At 40.9% G+C, this 19,287-nt stretch carries 21 protein-coding genes and 1 other annotated feature; of the genes, 19 read left to right on the top strand and 2 right to left on the bottom strand.

The window, feature by feature from the left end:
- The first annotated feature begins 34 nt into the window (after positions 1–34).
- The 6 genes from CJ239_RS00875 (at position 35) to CJ239_RS00850 (ending at position 3,730) form a co-directional block, all read left to right on the top strand.
- Positions 35–622, top strand: a complete 588-nt coding sequence (locus CJ239_RS00875; RefSeq protein ID WP_102210212.1) for an ATP-binding cassette domain-containing protein — start codon at positions 35–37, stop codon at positions 620–622.
- A 3-nt stretch (positions 623–625) separates the two neighbouring features.
- The gene (locus CJ239_RS00870; RefSeq protein WP_102210211.1) at positions 626–1,810 is read left to right on the top strand and encodes a hypothetical protein; all 1,185 of its coding nucleotides are present in this window, start codon (positions 626–628) and stop codon (positions 1,808–1,810) included.
- A gap of 159 nt (positions 1,811–1,969) precedes the next feature.
- Positions 1,970–2,101: a sequence feature (ribosomal protein L20 leader region), on the top strand.
- A 15-nt stretch (positions 2,102–2,116) separates the two neighbouring features.
- On the top strand, positions 2,117–2,647 hold the full coding sequence (gene infC / locus CJ239_RS00865; protein ID WP_000848180.1) for a translation initiation factor IF-3: 531 nt from the start codon (positions 2,117–2,119) through the stop codon (positions 2,645–2,647).
- Positions 2,648–2,679: 32 nt separating this feature from the next.
- Positions 2,680–2,880, top strand: coding sequence for a 50S ribosomal protein L35 (gene rpmI / locus CJ239_RS00860; RefSeq protein WP_001125943.1), 201 nt, complete (start codon positions 2,680–2,682; stop codon positions 2,878–2,880).
- A 51-nt stretch (positions 2,881–2,931) separates the two neighbouring features.
- Entirely contained in the window at positions 2,932–3,291 is a 360-nt protein-coding gene (gene rplT, locus CJ239_RS00855; protein ID WP_000124834.1) for a 50S ribosomal protein L20, read from the top strand.
- Between the two features lie 58 nt (positions 3,292–3,349).
- Positions 3,350–3,730 (top strand): VOC family protein, encoded by a 381-nt coding sequence (locus CJ239_RS00850; RefSeq protein ID WP_000157153.1) that lies wholly within the window; start codon positions 3,350–3,352, stop codon positions 3,728–3,730.
- Between the two features lie 159 nt (positions 3,731–3,889).
- On the opposite strand, the gene CJ239_RS00845 is transcribed toward CJ239_RS00850, so the two are convergent.
- Complete coding sequence (locus CJ239_RS00845) at positions 3,890–5,623, bottom strand: IS1634 family transposase (RefSeq protein WP_102210210.1); 1,734 nt, start codon at positions 5,621–5,623, stop codon at positions 3,890–3,892.
- 403 nt (positions 5,624–6,026) lie between these two features.
- Here CJ239_RS00845 and CJ239_RS00840 point away from each other — a divergent pair, with 403 nt between their 5' ends.
- The 3 genes from CJ239_RS00840 (at position 6,027) to CJ239_RS00830 (ending at position 9,581) form a co-directional block, all read left to right on the top strand.
- Entirely contained in the window at positions 6,027–6,827 is an 801-nt protein-coding gene (locus CJ239_RS00840; protein ID WP_042901097.1) for a dihydroorotate dehydrogenase electron transfer subunit, read from the top strand.
- Positions 6,790–7,776, top strand: a complete 987-nt coding sequence (locus CJ239_RS00835; protein ID WP_180958179.1) for a dihydroorotate dehydrogenase — start codon at positions 6,790–6,792, stop codon at positions 7,774–7,776. The genes CJ239_RS00840 and CJ239_RS00835 overlap by 38 nt, the downstream gene beginning before the upstream one ends.
- Positions 7,777–7,874: 98 nt before the next feature.
- Complete coding sequence (locus CJ239_RS00830) at positions 7,875–9,581, top strand: glucosaminidase domain-containing protein (RefSeq protein WP_102210208.1); 1,707 nt, start codon at positions 7,875–7,877, stop codon at positions 9,579–9,581.
- A gap of 60 nt (positions 9,582–9,641) precedes the next feature.
- Here CJ239_RS00830 and pavA read toward each other — a convergent pair whose 3' ends face one another.
- Entirely contained in the window at positions 9,642–11,297 is a 1,656-nt protein-coding gene (gene pavA, locus CJ239_RS00825; RefSeq protein ID WP_102210207.1) for an Rqc2 family fibronectin-binding protein PavA, read from the bottom strand.
- Positions 11,298–11,401: 104 nt separating this feature from the next.
- Here pavA and ybeY point away from each other — a divergent pair, with 104 nt between their 5' ends.
- From ybeY to smpB, 10 genes are all read left to right on the top strand, one after another.
- Positions 11,402–11,899: an rRNA maturation RNase YbeY gene (gene ybeY / locus CJ239_RS00820; RefSeq protein WP_000275156.1), complete on the top strand. Its 498-nt coding sequence runs from the start codon at positions 11,402–11,404 to the stop codon at positions 11,897–11,899.
- Entirely contained in the window at positions 11,880–12,275 is a 396-nt protein-coding gene (locus CJ239_RS00815) for a diacylglycerol kinase family protein (protein WP_000378166.1), read from the top strand. The genes ybeY and CJ239_RS00815 overlap by 20 nt, the downstream gene beginning before the upstream one ends.
- 16 nt (positions 12,276–12,291) lie before the next feature.
- A complete protein-coding gene (era, locus tag CJ239_RS00810) occupies positions 12,292–13,191 on the top strand; it encodes a GTPase Era (RefSeq protein WP_000143264.1) in 900 nt (299 codons plus the stop codon).
- 48 nt (positions 13,192–13,239) lie between these two features.
- The gene (mutM, locus tag CJ239_RS00805) at positions 13,240–14,064 is read left to right on the top strand and encodes a DNA-formamidopyrimidine glycosylase (RefSeq protein WP_102210206.1); all 825 of its coding nucleotides are present in this window, start codon (positions 13,240–13,242) and stop codon (positions 14,062–14,064) included.
- Positions 14,064–14,654 carry a dephospho-CoA kinase gene (gene coaE / locus CJ239_RS00800; protein WP_102210205.1) on the top strand — a complete coding sequence of 197 codons (591 nt, stop codon included), beginning with the start codon at positions 14,064–14,066 and terminating at the stop codon, positions 14,652–14,654. Before mutM ends, coaE begins: the two co-directional genes overlap by 1 nt.
- Before the next feature lies 1 nt (position 14,655).
- Complete coding sequence (locus tag CJ239_RS00795) at positions 14,656–15,855, top strand: multidrug efflux MFS transporter (RefSeq protein WP_102210204.1); 1,200 nt, start codon at positions 14,656–14,658, stop codon at positions 15,853–15,855.
- Complete coding sequence (gene rpmG / locus CJ239_RS00790; protein ID WP_049551526.1) at positions 15,855–16,004, top strand: 50S ribosomal protein L33; 150 nt, start codon at positions 15,855–15,857, stop codon at positions 16,002–16,004. Before CJ239_RS00795 ends, rpmG begins: the two co-directional genes overlap by 1 nt.
- 39 nt (positions 16,005–16,043) lie before the next feature.
- Entirely contained in the window at positions 16,044–16,277 is a 234-nt protein-coding gene (secG, locus tag CJ239_RS00785; protein WP_000282517.1) for a preprotein translocase subunit SecG, read from the top strand.
- A gap of 215 nt (positions 16,278–16,492) precedes the next feature.
- Complete coding sequence (gene rnr / locus CJ239_RS00780; protein WP_102210203.1) at positions 16,493–18,847, top strand: ribonuclease R; 2,355 nt, start codon at positions 16,493–16,495, stop codon at positions 18,845–18,847.
- Entirely contained in the window at positions 18,810–19,277 is a 468-nt protein-coding gene (gene smpB, locus CJ239_RS00775; RefSeq protein ID WP_001051750.1) for an SsrA-binding protein SmpB, read from the top strand. Before rnr ends, smpB begins: the two co-directional genes overlap by 38 nt.
- Positions 19,278–19,287: the final 10 nt, after the last annotated feature.

Here is a 19,287-nt window from a genome sequence, read left to right as displayed (position 1 = left end):
AATCCTTAAAGAGTGATAAAAAGGAGGGCTAGATATGTTGCAGCTTACTCATGTGACCTTAAAAACGAGACAAGTCATCTTACAAGATGTTGATTTTACATTTGAAAAGGGCAGGATTTATGGCGTTCTTGCTATAAATGGCTCTGGAAAGACGACCCTGTTCCGTGCCATTAGCAACTTAATTCCCATAAGTAGTGGAAATATCGTAGCCCCTCCTTCTTTATTTTATTATGAAAGTGTTGAATGGCTGGATGGAAACTTAAGTGGGATGGACTACCTTCGCCTTATCAAAAACATCTGGAAGTCAGGCCTGAACTTGGGGGATGAAATTACCTATTGGGAAATGTCTGACTATATCAGCCTTCCCATTCGTAAGTATTCCTTAGGCATGAAGCAACGCTTGGTGATTGCCATGTATTTCCTGAGTCAGGCGAAATGCTGGCTCATGGATGAGATTACAAATGGCTTAGATGAGTATTATCGACAGAAGTTTTTTGATAGGCTGGCACAAATCGATAGACAAGAACAGCTGGTTCTTTTAAGTTCCCACTATAAGGAAGAGTTGCTTGATGTCTGCGATAGAGTAGTAACCATTCATCAGGGGCAAATAGAAGAGGTTTAGTTTATGAAAGATGTTAGTCTATTTTTATTAAAAAAAGTTTTCAAAAGTCGCTTAAACTGGATTATCTTAGCTTTATTTGTATCTGTACTCGGTGTTACCTTTTATTTCAATAGTCGGACTGCAAACTATGTCAGCTTGGAGAACAGGTTGGAAACTCGTACTGCAGCCAACGAGAGAGCTATCAATGAAAATGAAGAGAAGCTCTCCCAAATGTCTGACACCAGCACGGAGGAATACCAGTTTGCTAAAGAAAATTTAGACTTGCAAAAAAATCTTTTGACGCAAAAGAAAGAAATTCTGACTTTATTAAAAGAAGGACGCTGGGAAGAAGCCTACTATTTGCAGTGGCAAGCTGAGGAAAAGAGTTATGAAACTGTATCAAATGACCCAACTTCTAGCTCGGACTTAAAAATAGCGGTTGACCGCGAACGAAAGACTTACCAAGCCCTGTATCCCTTGAACATAAAAGCCCACGATTTAGATTATCCGACCCACGGGATTGATCAGATTGTCTGGATTTTAGCGGCTATCATCCCAACCTTGTTTGTGATTGCGATTATTTTTATGCTGACACAACTTTTTGCAGAAAGATATCAAAATCATCTGGACACAGCTCAGTTATATCCTTTTTCAAAAGTGGCATTTGCAATGTCTTCTCTTGGAGTTGGAGTGGGTTATGTAACTGTGCTGTTTATCGGAATCAGCGGATTTTCTTTTCTAGTGGGAAGTCTGATAAGTGGTTTTGGACAGTTAGATTATCCCTACCCGATTTATAGCTTAGTGAATCAAGAGGTAACTATTGGAAAGATACAAGATGTGTTATTTCCTGGCTTGTTCTTAGCTTTCTTATCCTTTATCGTCATTGTGGAAGTTGTGTATTTGATTACTTACTTTTTCAAGCAAAAAATGCCTGTCCTTTTTCTTTCACTCATTGGGATTGTTGGCTTATTGTTTGGCATCCAAACAATTCAGCCTCTTCAAAGGATTGCACATCTGATTCCCTTTACTTACTTGCGTTCAGTGGAGATTTTATCTGGAAGATTGCCCAAGCAAATTGATAATGTCAATCTAAATTGGGACATGGGGCTAGTTTTACTTCCTTGCCTGATTATCCTTTTGTTAGTGGGGATTCTATTTATCGAAAGATGGGGAAGTTCACAGAAAAAAGAATTTTTTAATAGATCCTAGCTTTCCTATAGGGAAAATAAGTAAAAACTAACATAGAGAGGGAATCAACTTGATTCTCTCTTTTTGATGCGGAAACCAAGACAAAATACAAACAGAAACTTTCAAAAAAATAACTTTTTATCTTGACAAGGGCTAGAAAACTTGGTATCATATAAAAGTTGAGAAAAGCAGAAGTGAGAGCTTCTCGCCTTGTGACATTAAGTTGCCTGGCCCTACGGATGAAAAGTTTCTAAGAAACGCTATCATAACGTGCGGGCTTGTATATTTACGAGTCCGCTATTGTTTTTCTCTAATAAAACAAAAGAGGTGAAAACCATAGCAAAGCAAGACTTATTCATCAATGATGAAATTCGTGTACGTGAAGTTCGCTTGATTGGTCTTGAAGGAGAACAGTTAGGCATCAAGCCGCTCAGTGAAGCGCAAGCTTTGGCTGATAACGCTAATGTTGACCTAGTATTGATTCAACCCCAAGCCAAACCGCCTGTTGCAAAAATTATGGACTACGGTAAGTTCAAATTTGAGTACCAGAAGAAACAAAAAGAACAACGTAAAAAACAAAGTGTTGTTACTGTGAAAGAAGTTCGTCTAAGTCCAACTATTGACAAGGGTGACTTTGATACAAAACTTCGCAATGCACGCAAATTCCTTGAAAAAGGAAATAAAGTTAAGGTATCTATTCGCTTTAAGGGTCGTATGATTACCCATAAAGAGATTGGTGCAAAAGTTTTAGCCGAGTTTGCTGAAGCAACTCAAGATATTGCCATCATCGAACAACGTGCTAAAATGGATGGACGTCAAATGTTCATGCAATTGGCGCCAGCGACTGACAAAAAATAATTGTCAGAAAGTTAAATAAAGGAGAAAAAATCATGCCAAAACAAAAAACACACCGCGCATCAGCTAAACGTTTCAAACGTACAGGTTCTGGTGGACTTAAACGTTTCCGTGCTTACACTTCTCACCGTTTCCACGGAAAAACTAAGAAACAACGTCGTCATCTTCGTAAAGCATCTATGGTGCATTCAGGAGATTACAAACGTATCAAAGCAATGCTTACTCGCTTGAAATAATAGCCTAACAGTAAGTAAAGAATTCTAGGAAATATTTGGAGGAAATAAAACATGGCACGTGTTAAAGGTGGCGTTGTATCACGCAAACGTCGTAAACGTATTCTTAAATTAGCAAAAGGTTACTATGGAGCTAAACACATCTTGTTCCGTACTGCAAAAGAACAAGTAATGAACTCTTACTACTATGCATACCGTGACCGTCGTCAGAAAAAACGTGACTTCCGCAAATTGTGGATCACTCGTATCAACGCGGCAGCTCGTATGAACGGACTTTCATACTCACAATTGATGCATGGTTTGAAATTGGCTGAGATCGAAGTTAACCGTAAAATGCTTGCTGACTTGGCTGTTAACGATGCAGCAGCTTTCACAGCTCTTGCAGATGCAGCTAAAGCAAAACTTGGTAAATAATAACAGATAAGACTGGAACAGGATTGTCCCAGTCTTTTTAAAAATAAAGGAGAAAAATATGGCTTCAAAAATGCTACACACTTGCTTGCGAGTAGAAAATCTTGAAAAATCAATTGCATTTTATCAAGATGCTTTTGGATTTAAAGAATTGCGTCGCAGAGATTTTCCAGACCATGCCTTCACGATTGTCTATCTAGGACTTGAGGGTGACGACTATGAGTTGGAGTTGACTTATAACTACGATCACGGTCCTTATGTGGTTGGAGATGGGTTTGCCCATATTGCCCTCAGTACACCTGATCTTGAGGCGCTTCATCAAGAGCATAGTGCCAAAGGCTATGAAGTGACTGAGCCAAATGGTCTACCAGGAACTGCACCTAACTATTACTTTGTCAAAGACCCTGATGGCTACAAGGTCGAAGTCATTCGTGAAAAATAATCTCGTGAAGTCAAGTAGAATGTTCGTTTTCTACTTGACTTTTTTTAGCTGAAAGAGTATACTCCCATCTTTAACAGTTTTTTGAAAACAAAGAGCCCCTAAATGCTGCTATAACAGCTTTTCGGAGCTCTTTTTCTCTTTTAAAAAAATGCGTACTTTTTATCGAGATTTGGTTTTTTTAAAAATTTTTTTCATATTTTTTTCGCTTATAATCTCAAAATCAGTTTGGAAGCCAAATGCTTGGTGGAGTTGATCCGTGATAGTTGTTCTGGTGTAAGTTGGAAGATATCCTACTCCATAAAGATGTTTGAACTTATAATTGCGTAAGGTTTGAATGAGTTCTGAACAGGTGACTGTTTCTCCTATTTGTTTTTCCAAGAGACGATAAATCATTAGTGCTAGGAAACAAATAGTGAAATGTGCTTGAATCCTATCTGAACGGCTGAGATAAACTGGTCTGGCTCGTAGTTCCTGCTTCATGATACGAAAACTCTCTTCAATTTCCCACCGCCTTTGATTGATGGCTACAATTGTCTGAATATCTTCATCTAGATTAGTAGCTACAGCGTAAAGACCGTCATATTGAGCCTCTTCCTGAATTCGTTCCTCATCAAGAGTTAGAATCCTTTTCTCGGCGATTTCCCCCTCCTTAGTAGTACTTGTTTCTTTCAGAAATCTCTTAAAATCGGTTTGTCTCTTCTTGGTAGCTTGGCTGGGCTTGCCCAGTAACTTACTAGCCCGTTCAATCTGTTTCTCTCGTATCGTTCGATGATAGTCTTGATATTTAGTAGAAAAGGTCACAATCAAGCGTTGATTTGGTAAGTCTTCATCATAAAAAGGAGATTCTTTAAAGAAAAGTTGTTTTTTTAATTCCTCCCTGTGTTCTAGCTCATCCAGATTGTAAAAGATAGGATTCTTATCCCCAACCATTCGCCAACCACTTTTATCCAAAGCCCAATCTCTGTATTCTTTCTTTAACTTCTTGATAGATTGAGTTGTGACATAGGAACGTTCTCCAAAAGAATTGTACACCTTATTGGCTTTTGATGAGAGTCCAGCATCTGTACAGACTACAAATTTTGAAGCCTTGTAATCCTTGACAATCTTTCTTTCTAATGGTTTAAGAGTTGTTTGTTCATTTGTATTTCCAGGGTGGATACAGAAAGCTAGGGGAATTCCTTGTTTGTCCATAAAGAGTCCCATCTCCACAATTGGATTTGGGCGATGTTCTTTAGATGGGCCGTATTGTCTCAGAAGCCCCTCCTCATCTTCATCTTCAATTTCAAAATAGAAGTTAGTACAGTCATAGTAGAGGACTTCTGTCTGTCGTTGAGTCATCTTTTTTGAAGTTTGATAGGTTTGTTCTTGTATAAACTCTGTTTCATTAGAAATAACTTCAAGAGCCCGATAAAAATGTTGGAGTTCAAATTCTTTAGGTTCGAGTAATGTTTTTGAAAATTCTAGGGTAGATCGTTTTGAAGCAGGAGCTAGAATCCGTCCATAAATCAAGCGAGATAGGATCTCATCTAGAGAGAAATTAAAACGATGTCGTTTTTGGATTTCTTTGTTAATTCTAGGCAGATCTAATTGATGATAGAGGTCTTGTAGGAAGAGATAGCCTCCATGATATTCGTTCAATTGATTTTGTTTTAACTGTTTGTTTTGACTAAAGGTAATGAGGAAATCTTTATTTTCTTCTTTTTCTTTCTCGGTTAATTCCTTAGCACGTAAACGAGCCCACTCAAGAGGTTCCATATCAGGATGTTCTTTTAAGATTGTGTTATGATTGCCTAGGTTTTCTATGATAGTAGAAGTCCGTTTATTTCCAACCTTGATATCTTTAATAATAGCGTAGTTGATAGTGTTTTTTGACTTTGATTGTTTAACTCTCATCTTTTCATACCTCACTCCATTATAACAAAGTACGCAAATAAAAAGTGGTAAAATTTGACAAGAAAATGCTCTTATATCAACCTTTATGAGGATTTTTTTACTTCATAACTGTCAAAGTCCCGGGCTACAAGGTCGAAGTCATTCGTGAAAAATAATCTCGTGAAGTCAAGTAGAATGTTCGTTTTCTACTTGACTTTTTTTAGCTGAAAGAGTATACTAGTAAAAATTTAACCTTTAAGGGGAGTCCAGAGAGACTCACAAGGTGTCAGATAAAAGAATAGTGCAATTTTCTAGAGGAGACTTTTTGAGTGTGCTCTCTTCTGTTGTACGATTTTAACTGAGGCCTTGCACTAGCAAGGTCTTTTCTTTGTCTGGCCCCCTTAAAACTTAAGGAGGAAAAGTCATGAATCCCACATGTAAGAAACGTTTGGGTGCGATTCGATTGGAAACCATGAAGGTGGTTGCACAGGAGGAAATCGCGCCAGCAATCTTTGAATTAGTCCTAGAAGGGGAAATGGTTGAAGCCATGCGAGCAGGCCAATTTCTTCATCTGCGTGTGCCTGATGATGCCCATCTTTTGCGTCGCCCTATTTCGATTTCGTCTATTGACAAGGTTAATAAGCAGTGTCATCTCATTTATCGGATTGAGGGAGCTGGGACAGCTATTTTCTCAATCTTAAGTCAGGGAGATACTCTTGATGTGATGGGGCCTCAGGGAAATGGTTTTGACTTGTCTGACCTTGATGAGCAGAGTCAGGTTCTTCTCGTTGGTGGTGGGATTGGTGTTCCACCCTTGCTTGAGGTGGCCAAGGAATTGCATGGACGTGGAGTGAAAGTAGTGACAGTCCTTGGTTTTGCCAACAAGGATGCTGTTATTTTAGAGACAGAATTGGCTCAGTATGGGCAGGTCTTTGTAACGACAGATGATGGTTCTTATGGCATTAAGGGGAATGTTTCTGTTGTCATCAATGATTTAGATAGTCAGTTTGATGCTGTTTACTCATGTGGGGCGCCTGGAATGATGAAGTATATCAATCAAACCTTTTATGACCACCCAAGAGCCTATCTATCTCTGGAATCCCGTATGGCCTGTGGGATGGGGGCTTGCTATGCCTGTGTCCTAAAAGTCCCAGATAGTGAAACCGTCAGCCAACGCGTCTGTGAAGATGGCCCTGTTTTCCGCACAGGAACAGTTGTATTATAAGGAGAAAATCATGACTACAAATCGTTTACAAGTTTCTCTACCTGGTTTGGATTTGAAAAATCCCATTATTCCAGCATCAGGCTGTTTTGGTTTTGGCCAAGAGTATGCCAAGTACTATGATTTAGATCTTTTAGGTTCTATTATGATTAAGGCGACAACGCTTGAACCACGTTTTGGCAATCCAACCCCAAGGGTGGCAGAGACACCCGCTGGTATGCTCAATGCAATTGGCTTGCAAAATCCTGGTTTGGAAGTTGTTTTGGCCGAAAAGCTACCTTGGTTGGAAAGAGAATATCCAAATCTTCCTATTATCGCCAATGTAGCTGGTTTTTCAAAACAAGAGTATGCTGCTGTTTCTCATGGTATTTCTAAGGCAGCTAATGTAAAGGCTATCGAGCTCAATATTTCTTGCCCCAATGTTGACCACTGTAATCACGGACTCTTGATTGGTCAAGATCCAGATTTAGCTTATGATGTGGTGAAAGCAGCTGTGGAAGCCTCTGATGTACCAGTTTATGTCAAACTAACTCCTAGTGTGACCGATATCGTCACTGTCGCAAAGGCAGCAGAGGATGCAGGAGCAAGTGGCTTGACTATGATTAATACTCTGGTTGGAATGCGTTTTGACCTAAAAACCAGAGAACCAATCTTGGCTAATGGAACAGGTGGAATGTCTGGTCCAGCAGTCTTTCCAGTAGCCCTCAAACTCATCCGCCAAGTAGCCCAAACAACAGACCTGCCTATCATTGGAATGGGGGGAGTGGATTCGGCAGAAGCTGCCCTAGAAATGTATCTGGCTGGAGCATCTGCTATTGGAGTTGGAACAGCCAACTTTACCAATCCATATGCCTGTCCTGATATCATTGAAAATCTGCCAAAAGTCATGGACAAATACGGCATTAGCAGTTTGGAAGATATACGCAAGGAAGTAAAAGAGTCTCTGAGGTAAACTGTAATCAATCTGTTCTTGATTTTTTATTAGCTTGTAATATGGATTATAGAGAATTTTGATATAATGAAATGAGTAAGAACAGAGGAAGAAAGTTAATGAAGAAATTGAGATTTATTTTTTTAGCCCTGCTATTTTTCTTAGCCAGACCAGAGAATGCAATGGCTAGCGATGGTACTTGGCAAGGAAAACAATACCTGAAAGCAGATGGAAGTCAAGCAGCCAATGAGTGGGTTTTTGATGCTCATTATCAATCTTGGTTTTATATAAAAGCAGATGCCCACTATGCTGAAAATGAATGGCTGAAGCAAGGTGATGATTATTTTTATCTCAAATCTGGTGGCTATATGGCCAAGTCAGAATGGGTAGAAGACAAGGGAGCCTTTTATTATCTTGACCAAAATGGAAAGATGAAAAGAAATGCTTGGGTAGGTGCTTCCTATGTTGGTGCTACAGGTGTCAAGGTAATAGAAAACTGGGTCTATGATTCTCAATATGATGCTTGGTTTTATATCAAAGCAGATGGACAACACGCAGAGAAAGAATGGCTCCAAATTAAGGGGAAGGACTATTATTTCAAATCTGGTGGTTATCTACTGACAAGTCAGTGGATTGACCAGGCTTATGTGAATGCCAGTGGTGCCAAAGTACAGCAAGGTTGGCTTTTTGACAAACAATACCAATCTTGGTTTTACATCAAAGAAAATGGAAATCATGCTGATAAAGAATGGATTTTCGAAAATAGTCACTATTATTATCTAAAATCCGGTGGCTATATGGCAGTTAATGAATGGATTTTGGATAAGGAGTCATGGTTTTATCTCAAGTCTGATGGCAAAATGGCTGAGAAAGAATGGGTATACGATTCTAAAAGTCAAGCCTGGTACTACTTCAAATCTGGCGGCCACATGGCACAAAATGAGACTATTGATGGTCATCAGCTAGGAGACGATGGAAAGTGGCATAAGGAATCCAAGACTAGCTCTGATTATTATCAGGTCCTTCCAGTGACTGCAAATATCTATAATGCAGATGGTGAAAAGCTGTCCTATATATCGCAAGATAGTGTTGTTTGGCTAGATAAGGATAGAAAAAGTGATGACAAGCGCCTGGCTATTACTATTTCTGGTTTGTCAGGATATATGAAAACAGAAGATTTACAAGCACTAGATGCTAGTAAGGACTTTATCCCTTATTATGAGAGTGATGGACACCGTCTTTATCACTATGTGGCTCAGAATGCTAGTATCCCAGTAGCTGCTCATCTTTCTGATATGGAAGTAGGCAAGAAATATTATTCGGCAGATGGACTGCATTTTGAAGGTTTTAACCTTGAAAATCCCTTCCTTTTCAAAGACTTGACAGAGGCTACAAACTATAGTGCTGAAGACTTGGATAAGGTATTTAGTCTGTTAAATATTAACAATAGTCTCTTGGAGAATAAGGGCGCTACCTTTAAGGAAGCTGAAGAACATTACCATATCAATGCCCTCTATCTCCTTGCCCATAGTGCCTTAGAAAGTGACTGGGGAAGAAGTAATATTGCCAAAGATAAGAATAATTTCTTTGGAATTGCAGCCTATGATACGACCCCTTACCTTTCTGCCAAGACATTTGATGATGTGGATAAGGGAATTTTAGGTGCAACCAAGTGGATTAAGGAAAATTACATCGATAGGGGCAGAACTTTCCTTGGCAATAAGGCTTCTGGTATGAATGTAGAATATGCCTCAGATCCTTATTGGGGCGAAAAAATTGCTAGTGTAATGATGAAAATTAATGAAAAACTAGGTGGCAAAGATTAGTCCTATAATTGAATATGATTTGAGTGAATAGTATGTTAAAAATCCTGATTTCAAGTCGAATCAGGATTTTTTCATAGATGCAATTTTTTCTGGGTCTGGTGTGACACGGAGGGTCTTTTGTCCTGTGTAGGTGACAAAGCCGGGTTTTCCACCAGTTGGTTTGTTGAGTTTCTTGACTTCAATCATATCTACCTGTACCAGATTTGACAAGCGACCTTGAGAGAAGTAGGCGGCCAGCTCTGCTGCGTCTGTCTTGACTTCATCAGATGGGTCTAGATTTCCTGAGATGACAACGTGGCTTCCAGGGATATCCTTGGCATGAAACCAAATTTCTTCCTTGCGAGCCATTTTAAAGGTCAATTCCTCATTTTGCAGGTTATTGCGTCCGACATAGATGATGGTTTTGCCATCACTGGCCAGATACTGTTCTGGTTTTTTACGTTTCTGGATTTTCTCCCGCTGTCTTCTGCGGATAAAGCCAGTTTGAATTAATTCTTCACGGATTTCAGCGATTTCTTCCAATCCAGCTTGGTTGAGGACGGTCTCTACACTTTCCAGATAGAGAATAGTGACCTTGGTTTCTTCAATCAAATCAGTCAAGTATTTGACAGCTTCTTTGAGTTTCTGATACCGTTTAAAATAGCGTTGGGCATTTTGGTTGGGAGTCAAGGCCTTATCAAGGGCAATTGTGATAGGTTGGTTGGTATAGTAGTTGTCTAGGATAACCTGGTCTTGGTCGTTAGGCACTTGATGGAGGAAGGTTGTTAGCAATTCCCCTTTTTGGCGAAATTCTTCAGCATTGTCTGTCGCTAGTAATTCTTTTTCCTGTTTTTTGAGTTTGTGGCGGTTTTTCTGAAGTTCATTTTCAACACGACGAATGAGTTCACTGGCTTGCTGTTTGACACGGTCTCGCTCAGCCTTGTCCTTGTAGTAGGTGTCCAACAAATCAGAAAGACTGGCAAAAGGCTCTCCCACCTGATTGGCAAAAGGAACTGGACTGAAGGAAGTCTCAGTCAAGCATGGCTGGGTTTCTTGACTGAAAAATTCACGGAAAGTAGATAGTTTATCACTAACCAGAATCTTTTCCAATTCGTTTGCCGTATCGCGTCCTAGACCTTGAAAGAGACTTTGAAGATGTTTAGCTGTCGTTTCCTGTGTTTGCAGGATTTCAAAAAGTTTCTCGTCCTTGACCGTGAAAGGATTGTGCGATTCCGTGCTTGGCGGAGCGATATAGGTCGATCCAGGAAGTAAGGTGCGGTAGCTATTTTGTGAAAAGCCGACGTGTTTGATAACTTCGAGGATTTTATGACTACTTTTATCCACGAGGAGAATATTACTGTGTTTCCCCATGATTTCGATAATCAAGGTAGCCTGGATATGGTCTCCAATCTCGTTTTTATTGGAAACTGTAATTTCTACAATTCGGTCATTTTCAATCTGCTCGATCGACTCAATCAGGGCCCCCTGCAAATACTTTCTCAATACCATGATAAAGGTGGAAGGTTGGGCTGGATTTTCAAAAGTCGTTTGGGTCAGCTGAATGCGTCCAAAAACTGGATGGGCAGAGAGGAGCAGGCGATGACTTTGGCGATTGCTGCGGATTTGCAAGACTAACTCTTGTTCAAAAGGCTGATTGATTTTCTGAATGCGACCATTCACTAACTCTCTTCGCAATTCCTCAACCATGTGGTGTAAAAAAAATCCGTCAAATGACATCGTTCTCTCCTTGTGATTGTATTCCATAGTATTATATCAAAAAGGTAGAATAAAATCATGGAAATGTGGTATAATAAAGCCAAGTAAAGAGAAACGAGAAGCACATGTATATTGAAATGGTAGATGAAACTGGTCAAGTTTCAAAAGAAATGTTGCAACAAACCCAAGAAATTTTGGAATTTGCAGCCCAAAAATTAGGCAAAGAAGACAAGGAGATGGCAGTTACCTTTGTGACCAATGAGCGTAGTCATGAACTCAATCTGGAGTACCGAGACACCGACCGTCCGACAGATGTTATCAGCCTTGAATATAAACCAGAGTTGGAAATTGCCTTTGACGAAGAGGATTTACTTGAAAATCCAGAATTGGCAGAGATGATGTCTGAGTTTGATGCCTATATTGGGGAACTGTTCATCTCTATTGATAAGGCTCATGAGCAGGCTGAGGAATATGGCCATAGCTTTGAGCGTGAGATGGGCTTCTTGGCAGTACACGGCTTTTTACATATCAACGGCTATGATCACTACACTCCGGAAGAAGAAGCGGAGATGTTCGGTTTACAAGAAGAAATTTTGACAGCCTATGGACTCACAAGACAATAAACGAAAATGGAAAAATCGTGACCTGATATCTAGTTTAGAATTTGCTCTCACAGGAATTTTTACTGCCATCAAGGAAGAACGCAATATGCGAAAACATGCAGTGACGGCTCTTGTAGTCATTCTTGCAGGTTTTGTTTTTCAGGTGTCACGAATTGAATGGCTCTTTCTCCTATTGAGCATTTTCTTGGTAGTAGCCTTTGAAATTATCAATTCTGCTATTGAAAATGTGGTGGATTTGGCCAGTCACTATCACTTTTCTATGCTGGCTAAAAATGCCAAGGATATGGCAGCTGGAGCGGTATTAGTGGTCTCTCTTTTCGCAGCCTTAACAGGCGCATTGATTTTTCTCCCACGAATCTGGGATTTATTATTTTAAACAGTAAGAGGAAATTATGACTTTTAAATCAGGCTTTGTAGCCATTTTAGGACGCCCTAATGTTGGGAAGTCAACCTTTTTAAATCACGTCATGGGGCAAAAGATTGCCATTATGAGTGACAAAGCGCAGACAACGCGCAACAAAATCATGGGAATTTACACGACTGATAAGGAGCAAATTGTCTTTATCGACACACCAGGGATTCACAAGCCTAAAACAGCTCTCGGAGATTTCATGGTCGAATCTGCCTACAGCACCCTTCGTGAAGTGGATACTGTTCTCTTCATGGTGCCTGCTGATGAAGCGCGTGGTAAGGGAGACGACATGATTATCGAGCGTCTCAAGGCTGCCAAGGTTCCAGTGATTTTGGTGGTGAACAAGATTGATAAGGTTCACCCAGACCAGCTTTTGTCTCAGATTGATGATTTCCGTAACCAAATGGACTTCAAGGAAATCGTTCCAATTTCAGCTCTTCAAGGGAATAACGTCTCTCGTCTAGTGGATATTTTGAGTGAAAATCTGGACGAAGGTTTCCAATATTTCCCGTCTGATCAAATCACAGACCATCCAGAACGTTTCTTGGTTTCAGAAATGGTTCGCGAGAAAGTCTTGCATCTAACTCGTGAAGAGATTCCTCACTCAGTTGCTGTAGTGGTTGACTCTATGAAACGAGATGAAGAGACAGACAAGGTTCACATCCGTGCAACTATCATGGTCGAGCGCGATAGTCAGAAAGGGATTATCATTGGTAAAGGTGGTGCTATGCTTAAGAAAATCGGTAGCATGGCCCGTCGTGATATCGAACTCATGTTAGGAGACAAGGTCTTCCTAGAAACATGGGTCAAGGTCAAGAAAAATTGGCGCGATAAAAAGCTAGATTTGGCTGACTTTGGTTATAATGAAAAAGAATATTAAGTAGAGGTGGGCTCATGCCTGCTTCTTGTTTTTACAGAAGGAGGACTTATGCCTGAATTACCTGAGGTTGAAACCGTTCGTCGTGGCTTAGAAAAATTGATTTTGGGAAAGAAGATTTCGAGTATAGAAATTCGCTATTCCAAGATGATTAAAACGGATTTGGACGAGTTTCAAAAGGAAGTGCCTGGTCAGATTGTTGAGTCAATAGGACGCCGTGGAAAATATTTGCTTTTCTATCTGACAGACAAGGTCTTGATTTCTCATTTGCGGATGGAGGGCAAGTATTTTTACTATCCAGATCAGGTTCCTGAACGTAAGCATGCCCATATTTTCTTCCAGTTTGAGGACGGTGGAACGCTTGTTTATGAGGATGTTCGCAAGTTTGGTACTATGGAACTGTTTGCTCCTGACCTTTTAGACGCCTACTTTATTTCTAAAAAATTAGGTCCTGAACCAAGCGAACAAGACTTTGATGTGCAGGTCTTTCAAGTAGCTCTAGATAAGTCTAAAAAGCCTATCAAATCCCATCTTTTAGACCAGACTTTGGTAGCTGGACTTGGCAATATCTATGTGGATGAGGTTCTCTGGCGAGCTCAGGTTCATCCAGCCAGACCTTCCCAGACTTTGACAGCCGCAGAAGCGACAGCTATTCATGACCAGACCATTGCTGTATTGGGACAGGCAGTTGAAAAGGGCGGTTCCACCATTCGGACCTATACCAATGCCTTTGGGGAAGACGGAACCATGCAGGATTTTCATAAGGTCTATGACAAGGCTGGTCAAGAATGTGTACGCTGTGGCACCATCATTGAGAAAATCCAACTAGGCGGACGTGGAACCCACTTTTGTCCTCAGTGCCAAAGGAGGAATTGATGGGAAAAATCATTGGAATTACAGGAGGAATTGCCTCAGGTAAGTCAACTGTGACAAATTTCCTAAGAGAGAAAGGTTTTCAAGTGGTGGATGCCGACGCTATTGTTCACCAACTACAGAAACCTGGTGGTCGTCTGTTTCAGGCTCTAGTCCAGCACTTTGGGCAAGAAATCATCCTTGAAAACGGAGAACTCAATCGCCCTCTCCTAGCTAGTCTTATCTTTTCAAATCCTGAAGAACGAGAATGGTCTAAGCAAATCCAAGGAGAGATTATCCGTGAGGAACTAGCTACATTAAGAGACCAATTGGCTCAGACAGAAGAGATTTTTTTCATGGATATTCCCCTGCTTTTTGAGCAGGACTATGTCGCTTGGTTTGATGAGACGTGGTTGGTCTATGTGGACCGTGATATCCAAGTAGAACGTTTAATGAAAAGGAATCATCTATCCAAGGATGGAGCTGAGTCTCGTCTGGCAGCCCAGTGGCCTTTAGATAAAAAGAAAGATTTGGCCAGCCATGTTCTAGACAACAATGGAAATCAGGATCAGCTTCTTACTCAAGTGCGTATCCTTCTTGAGGGAGGTAGCTAAGATGACAGAGATTAACTGGAAGGATAATCTGCGTATTGCCTGGTTTGGTAATTTTCTGACTGGAGCCAGTATTTCTTTGGTAGTGCCCTTTATGCCCATCTTTGTGGAAAGTCTAGGTGTAGGGAGTGATCAAGCTGCTTTTTATGCAGGTTTAGCTATTTCTGTCTCTGCCATTTCTGCGGCACTTTTCTCTCCTATCTGGGGCATCCTTGCTGACAAATACGGTCGAAAACCCATGATGATTCGTGCTGGTCTGGCCATGACTATCACTATGGGAGGCTTGGCCTTTGTGCCAAATATCTATTGGTTAATCTTTCTTCGTTTACTGAATGGTGTATTTGCAGGATTTGTTCCCAATGCAACGGCCTTGATAGCCAGTCAGGTTCCCAAGGAGAAATCAGGAACTGCCTTAGGTACTTTGTCTACTGGTGTAGTTGCAGGTACTCTAACTGGTCCCTTTATCGGGGGATTTATTGCAGAATTATTTGGCATTCGTACGGTTTTTTTACTGGTTGGTAGTTTTCTCTTCTTAGCCGCTGTTTTGACTATTTGCTTTATTAAGGAAGATTTTCAACCAGTAGCAAAAGAAAAGGCCATCCCAACAAAGGAATTATTTACATCAGTTAAATACCCCTATCTCTTGGTCAACCTCTTTCTGACCAGTTTTGTCATCCAATTTTCAGCCCAATCGATCGGTCCTATTTTGGCTCTTTATGTACGCGACTTAGGGCAGACAGAGAATCTTCTTTTTGTCTCTGGTTTGATCGTATCCAGTATGGGCTTTTCCAGTATGATGAGTGCAGGAGTCATGGGAAAGCTAGGTGACAAGGTGGGCAATCATCGTCTTTTGGTTGTCGCCCAGTTTTATTCAGTCATCATCTATCTTCTCTGTGCCAATGCCTCTAGCCCTCTTCAACTAGGACTCTATCGATTCCTCTTTGGCTTGGGAACAGGTGCGCTGATTCCCGGGGTCAATGCTCTTCTTAGCAAGATGACTCCCAAAGCCGGCATTTCGAGGGTCTTTGCCTTCAATCAGGTATTCTTTTATCTGGGGGGTGTCGTTGGGCCTATGGCAGGTTCTGCAGTGGCGGGTCAATTTGGCTACCATGCTGTCTTCTATGCGACAAGCCTTTGTGTTGCCTTTAGTTGCCTCTTTAACCTGCTTCAATTTCGAACATTATTAAAAGTAAAGGAAATCTAGTGCGAGTAAAAATTAATCTTAAATGCTCCTCCTGTGGAAGCATCAATTATCTAAGCAGTAAAAATTCAAAAACCCATCCAGATAAGATTGAGGTTTTAAAGTATTGTCCCAAGGAAAGAAAAGTAACCCTACATCTTGAATCTAAGTAGATTTTATGGTAAAATAATAGGGATTTTAAGGAGTTTGATATGTATAACCTATTATTAACCATTTTATTAGTATTATCTGTTGTGATTGTGATTGCGATTTTCATGCAACCAACTAAAAACCAATCCAGCAATGTATTTGATGCCAGCTCAGGTGATTTGTTTGAACGCAGTAAAGCACGCGGTTTTGAAGCTGTAATGCAGCGTTTGACAGGGATTTTAGTCTTTTTCTGGCTAGCCATTGCCTTAGCATTGACGGTATTATCAAGTAGATAAGAAAATAATGGGCAGGACTAGATCTTTGCCTCTTTTTATTTTTATACTCTTCAAAAATCTCTTCAAACCACGTCAGCTTCCATCTGCAACCTCAAAATGGTGTTTTGAGCAACCTGCGCCTAGCTTTCTAGTTTGCTCTTTGATTTTTATTGAGTATTAAAGGATGTTTGAGAAGATTTTACAGTAAAAGAAAATTAAAAATCTAGAAAGAAAATATGAAAGATAGAATAAAAGAATATTTGCAAGATAAGGGAAAGGTGACGGTCAATGACTTGGTTCAGGCTTTGGGAAAAGACGGGTCCAAGGATTTTCGTGAGTTGATTAAAACTTTGTCCCTAATGGAAAGAAAGCACCAGATTCGCTTTGAAGAAGATGGGAGTCTGACATTAGAAGTTAAGAAAAAACATGAGATTACTCTCAAGGGGATTTTTCATGCCCATAAAAATGGCTTTGGCTTTGTTAGTCTGGAAGGCGAGGAGGACGACCTTTTTGTAGGAAAAAACGATGTCAACTATGCTATTGATGGAGATACCGTTGAGGTTGTCATCAAGAAAGTCGCTGATCGTAACAAGGGAACAGCAGCGGAAGCCAAAATTATTGATATCTTAGAACACAGTTTGACAACTGTTGTCGGTCAAATCGTACTAGATCAGGAAAAGCCCAAGTATGCAGGCTATATCCGTTCGAAAAACCAGAAAATCAGTCAACCGATTTATGTAAAAAAACCAGCTCTTAAACTAGAAGGAACAGAAGTTCTCAAGGTCTTTATTGACAAATACCCAAGCAAGAAACATGATTTCTTTGTTGCTAGTGTCCTTGATGTGGTGGGGCACTCGACGGATGTTGGGATTGATGTCCTTGAGGTCTTGGAATCTATGGACATTGTATCCGAGTTTCCAGAGGCTGTTGTCAAGGAAGCAGAAAGTGTGCCGGATGCTCCGTCTCAAAAGGATATGGAAGGTCGTCTGGACTTGAGAGATGAGATTACCTTCACCATTGATGGCGCGGATGCCAAGGACTTGGACGATGCGGTGCATATCAAGGCCTTGAAAAATGGCAATCTGGAACTCGGGGTTCACATAGCAGATGTTTCCTATTATGTGACTGAGGGTTCTGCTCTTGACAAGGAAGCCCTTAACCGCGCAACTTCTGTCTATGTGACAGACCGTGTGGTCCCAATGCTTCCAGAACGACTGTCAAATGGTATCTGCTCTCTCAATCCTCAAGTTGACCGCCTGACCCAGTCAGCTATTATGGAGATTGATAAACATGGTCGTGTGGTCAACTACACCATTACTCAAACGGTTATCAAGACAAGCTTCCGTATGACTTATAGTGATGTCAATGATATCCTGGCAGGCGACGAGGAAAAGAGACAAGAATATAAGAAAATTGTTCCAAGTATTGAACTTATGGCTAAGCTCCATGAAACTCTAGAAAACATGCGTGTGAAACGTGGAGCCCTCAATTTCGATACCAATGAAGCCAAGATTTTAGTGGATAAACAAGGTAAGCCTGTTGATATCGTTCTTCGTAAGCGTGGCATTGCCGAGCGCATGATTGAGTCCTTTATGTTGATGGCCAATGAAACAGTTGCCGAGCATTTCAGCAAGCTGGATTTGCCTTTTATCTATCGAATTCACGAGGAGCCTAAGGCTGAAAAAGTTCAGAAGTTTATTGATTATGCTTCGAGTTTTGGCTTGTGCATTTATGGGACTGCCAGTGAGATTAGCCAGGAGGCCCTCCAAGAAATCATGCGTACTGTTGAGGGTGAGCCTTATGCGGATGTCTTGTCTATGATGCTTCTACGCTCCATGCAGCAGGCTCGCTATTCAGAGCACAATCACGGGCATTATGGTCTAGCGGCTGATTATTACACTCACTTTACCAGTCCGATTCGTCGTTATCCAGACCTTCTTGTTCACCGTATGATTCGTGATTACGGCCGTTCTAAGGAAATGGCAGAGCATTTTGAGCAAGTGATTCCAGAGATTGCGACCCAGTCTTCCAATCGTGAGCGTCGTGCCATTGAGGCTGAGCGTGAAGTCGAAGCCATGAAAAAGGCTGAGTATATGGAAGAATACGTGGGTGAAGAGTATGATGCAGTTGTATCAAGTATTGTCAAGTTCGGTCTCTTTGTCGAATTGCCAAATACGGTTGAAGGCTTGATTCACATCACTAATCTACCTGAATTTTATCATTTCAACGAGCGTGATTTGACCCTTCGTGGAGAGAAATCAGGAACAACCTTCCGTGTAGGTCAGCAAATCCGTATCCGAGTTGAAAGAGCTGACAAGATGACGGGGGAAATTGATTTCTCATATATCCCAAGTGAGTTTGATGTGATTGAAAAAGGCTTGAAACAGTCTAGTCGTAGTGACAGAGGGCGTGGTTCCAGTCGTCGTTCAGATAAGAAGGAAGACAAGAGAAAATCAGGACGCTCAAATGATAAGCGCAAGCATTCACAGAAAGATAAGAAGAAAAAAGGAAAGAAACCTTTTTATAAGGAAGTAGCTAAGAAAGGAGCCAAGCATGGCAAAGGGCGAGGGAAAGGTCGTCGCACAAAATAAAAAGGCACGCCACGACTATACAATCGTAGATACGCTAGAGGCAGGGATGGTCCTGACTGGAACTGAAATCAAGAGTGTACGAGCTGCTCGAATCAATCTCAAGGACGGCTTTGCCCAAGTAAAAAATGGGGAGGTTTGGTTGAGCAATGTTCATATTGCGCCTTACGAAGAGGGCAATATCTGGAATCAGGAACCAGAACGCCGTCGCAAACTCCTGCTCCATAAGAAACAAATCCAAAAATTGGAACAAGAGACCAAAGGGACAGGAATGACCCTTGTTCCCCTAAAAGTCTATATCAAAGATGGCTATGCCAAGCTCCTTTTAGGCCTAGCTAAAGGGAAGCACGACTATGACAAACGGGAGTCTATCAAACGTCGTGAGCAAAACCGCGACATTGCGCGTGTTATGAAAGCTGTTAATCAGCGATAAAAAGAGGAAT

This window comes from Streptococcus sp. UMB0029 (genome assembly GCF_002871495.1).
GTDB lineage: Bacteria > Bacillota > Bacilli > Lactobacillales > Streptococcaceae > Streptococcus.
The sequence above is the reverse complement of the archived record's forward strand: the minus strand, read 5'-3'. Positions and strand labels throughout refer to the sequence as shown.

Excerpts from the sequence above, each read along its gene's own strand:
- CJ239_RS00815 (WP_000378166.1), top strand. The coding sequence starts at position 11,880 with ATGGACTCACAAGACAATAAACGAAAATGGAAAAATCGTGACCTGATA.
- rpmI (WP_001125943.1), top strand. The coding sequence starts at position 2,680 with ATGCCAAAACAAAAAACACACCGCGCATCAGCTAAACGTTTCAAACGT.
- CJ239_RS00840 (WP_042901097.1), top strand. The coding sequence starts at position 6,027 with ATGAATCCCACATGTAAGAAACGTTTGGGTGCGATTCGATTGGAAACC.
- ybeY (WP_000275156.1), top strand. The coding sequence starts at position 11,402 with ATGTATATTGAAATGGTAGATGAAACTGGTCAAGTTTCAAAAGAAATG.
- CJ239_RS00835 (WP_180958179.1), top strand. The coding sequence starts at position 6,790 with ATGGCCCTGTTTTCCGCACAGGAACAGTTGTATTATAAGGAGAAAATC.
- rplT (WP_000124834.1), top strand. The coding sequence starts at position 2,932 with ATGGCACGTGTTAAAGGTGGCGTTGTATCACGCAAACGTCGTAAACGT.
- CJ239_RS00830 (WP_102210208.1), top strand. The coding sequence starts at position 7,875 with ATGAAGAAATTGAGATTTATTTTTTTAGCCCTGCTATTTTTCTTAGCC.
- CJ239_RS00850 (WP_000157153.1), top strand. The coding sequence starts at position 3,350 with ATGGCTTCAAAAATGCTACACACTTGCTTGCGAGTAGAAAATCTTGAA.
- secG (WP_000282517.1), top strand. The coding sequence starts at position 16,044 with ATGTATAACCTATTATTAACCATTTTATTAGTATTATCTGTTGTGATT.
- mutM (WP_102210206.1), top strand. The coding sequence starts at position 13,240 with ATGCCTGAATTACCTGAGGTTGAAACCGTTCGTCGTGGCTTAGAAAAA.
- era (WP_000143264.1), top strand. The coding sequence starts at position 12,292 with ATGACTTTTAAATCAGGCTTTGTAGCCATTTTAGGACGCCCTAATGTT.
- smpB (WP_001051750.1), top strand. The coding sequence starts at position 18,810 with ATGGCAAAGGGCGAGGGAAAGGTCGTCGCACAAAATAAAAAGGCACGC.
- CJ239_RS00870 (WP_102210211.1), top strand. The coding sequence starts at position 626 with ATGAAAGATGTTAGTCTATTTTTATTAAAAAAAGTTTTCAAAAGTCGC.
- CJ239_RS00795 (WP_102210204.1), top strand. The coding sequence starts at position 14,656 with ATGACAGAGATTAACTGGAAGGATAATCTGCGTATTGCCTGGTTTGGT.
- coaE (WP_102210205.1), top strand. The coding sequence starts at position 14,064 with ATGGGAAAAATCATTGGAATTACAGGAGGAATTGCCTCAGGTAAGTCA.
- CJ239_RS00875 (WP_102210212.1), top strand. The coding sequence starts at position 35 with ATGTTGCAGCTTACTCATGTGACCTTAAAAACGAGACAAGTCATCTTA.
- rnr (WP_102210203.1), top strand. The coding sequence starts at position 16,493 with ATGAAAGATAGAATAAAAGAATATTTGCAAGATAAGGGAAAGGTGACG.
- pavA (WP_102210207.1), bottom strand. The coding sequence starts at position 11,297 with ATGTCATTTGACGGATTTTTTTTACACCACATGGTTGAGGAATTGCGA.
- CJ239_RS00845 (WP_102210210.1), bottom strand. The coding sequence starts at position 5,623 with ATGAGAGTTAAACAATCAAAGTCAAAAAACACTATCAACTACGCTATT.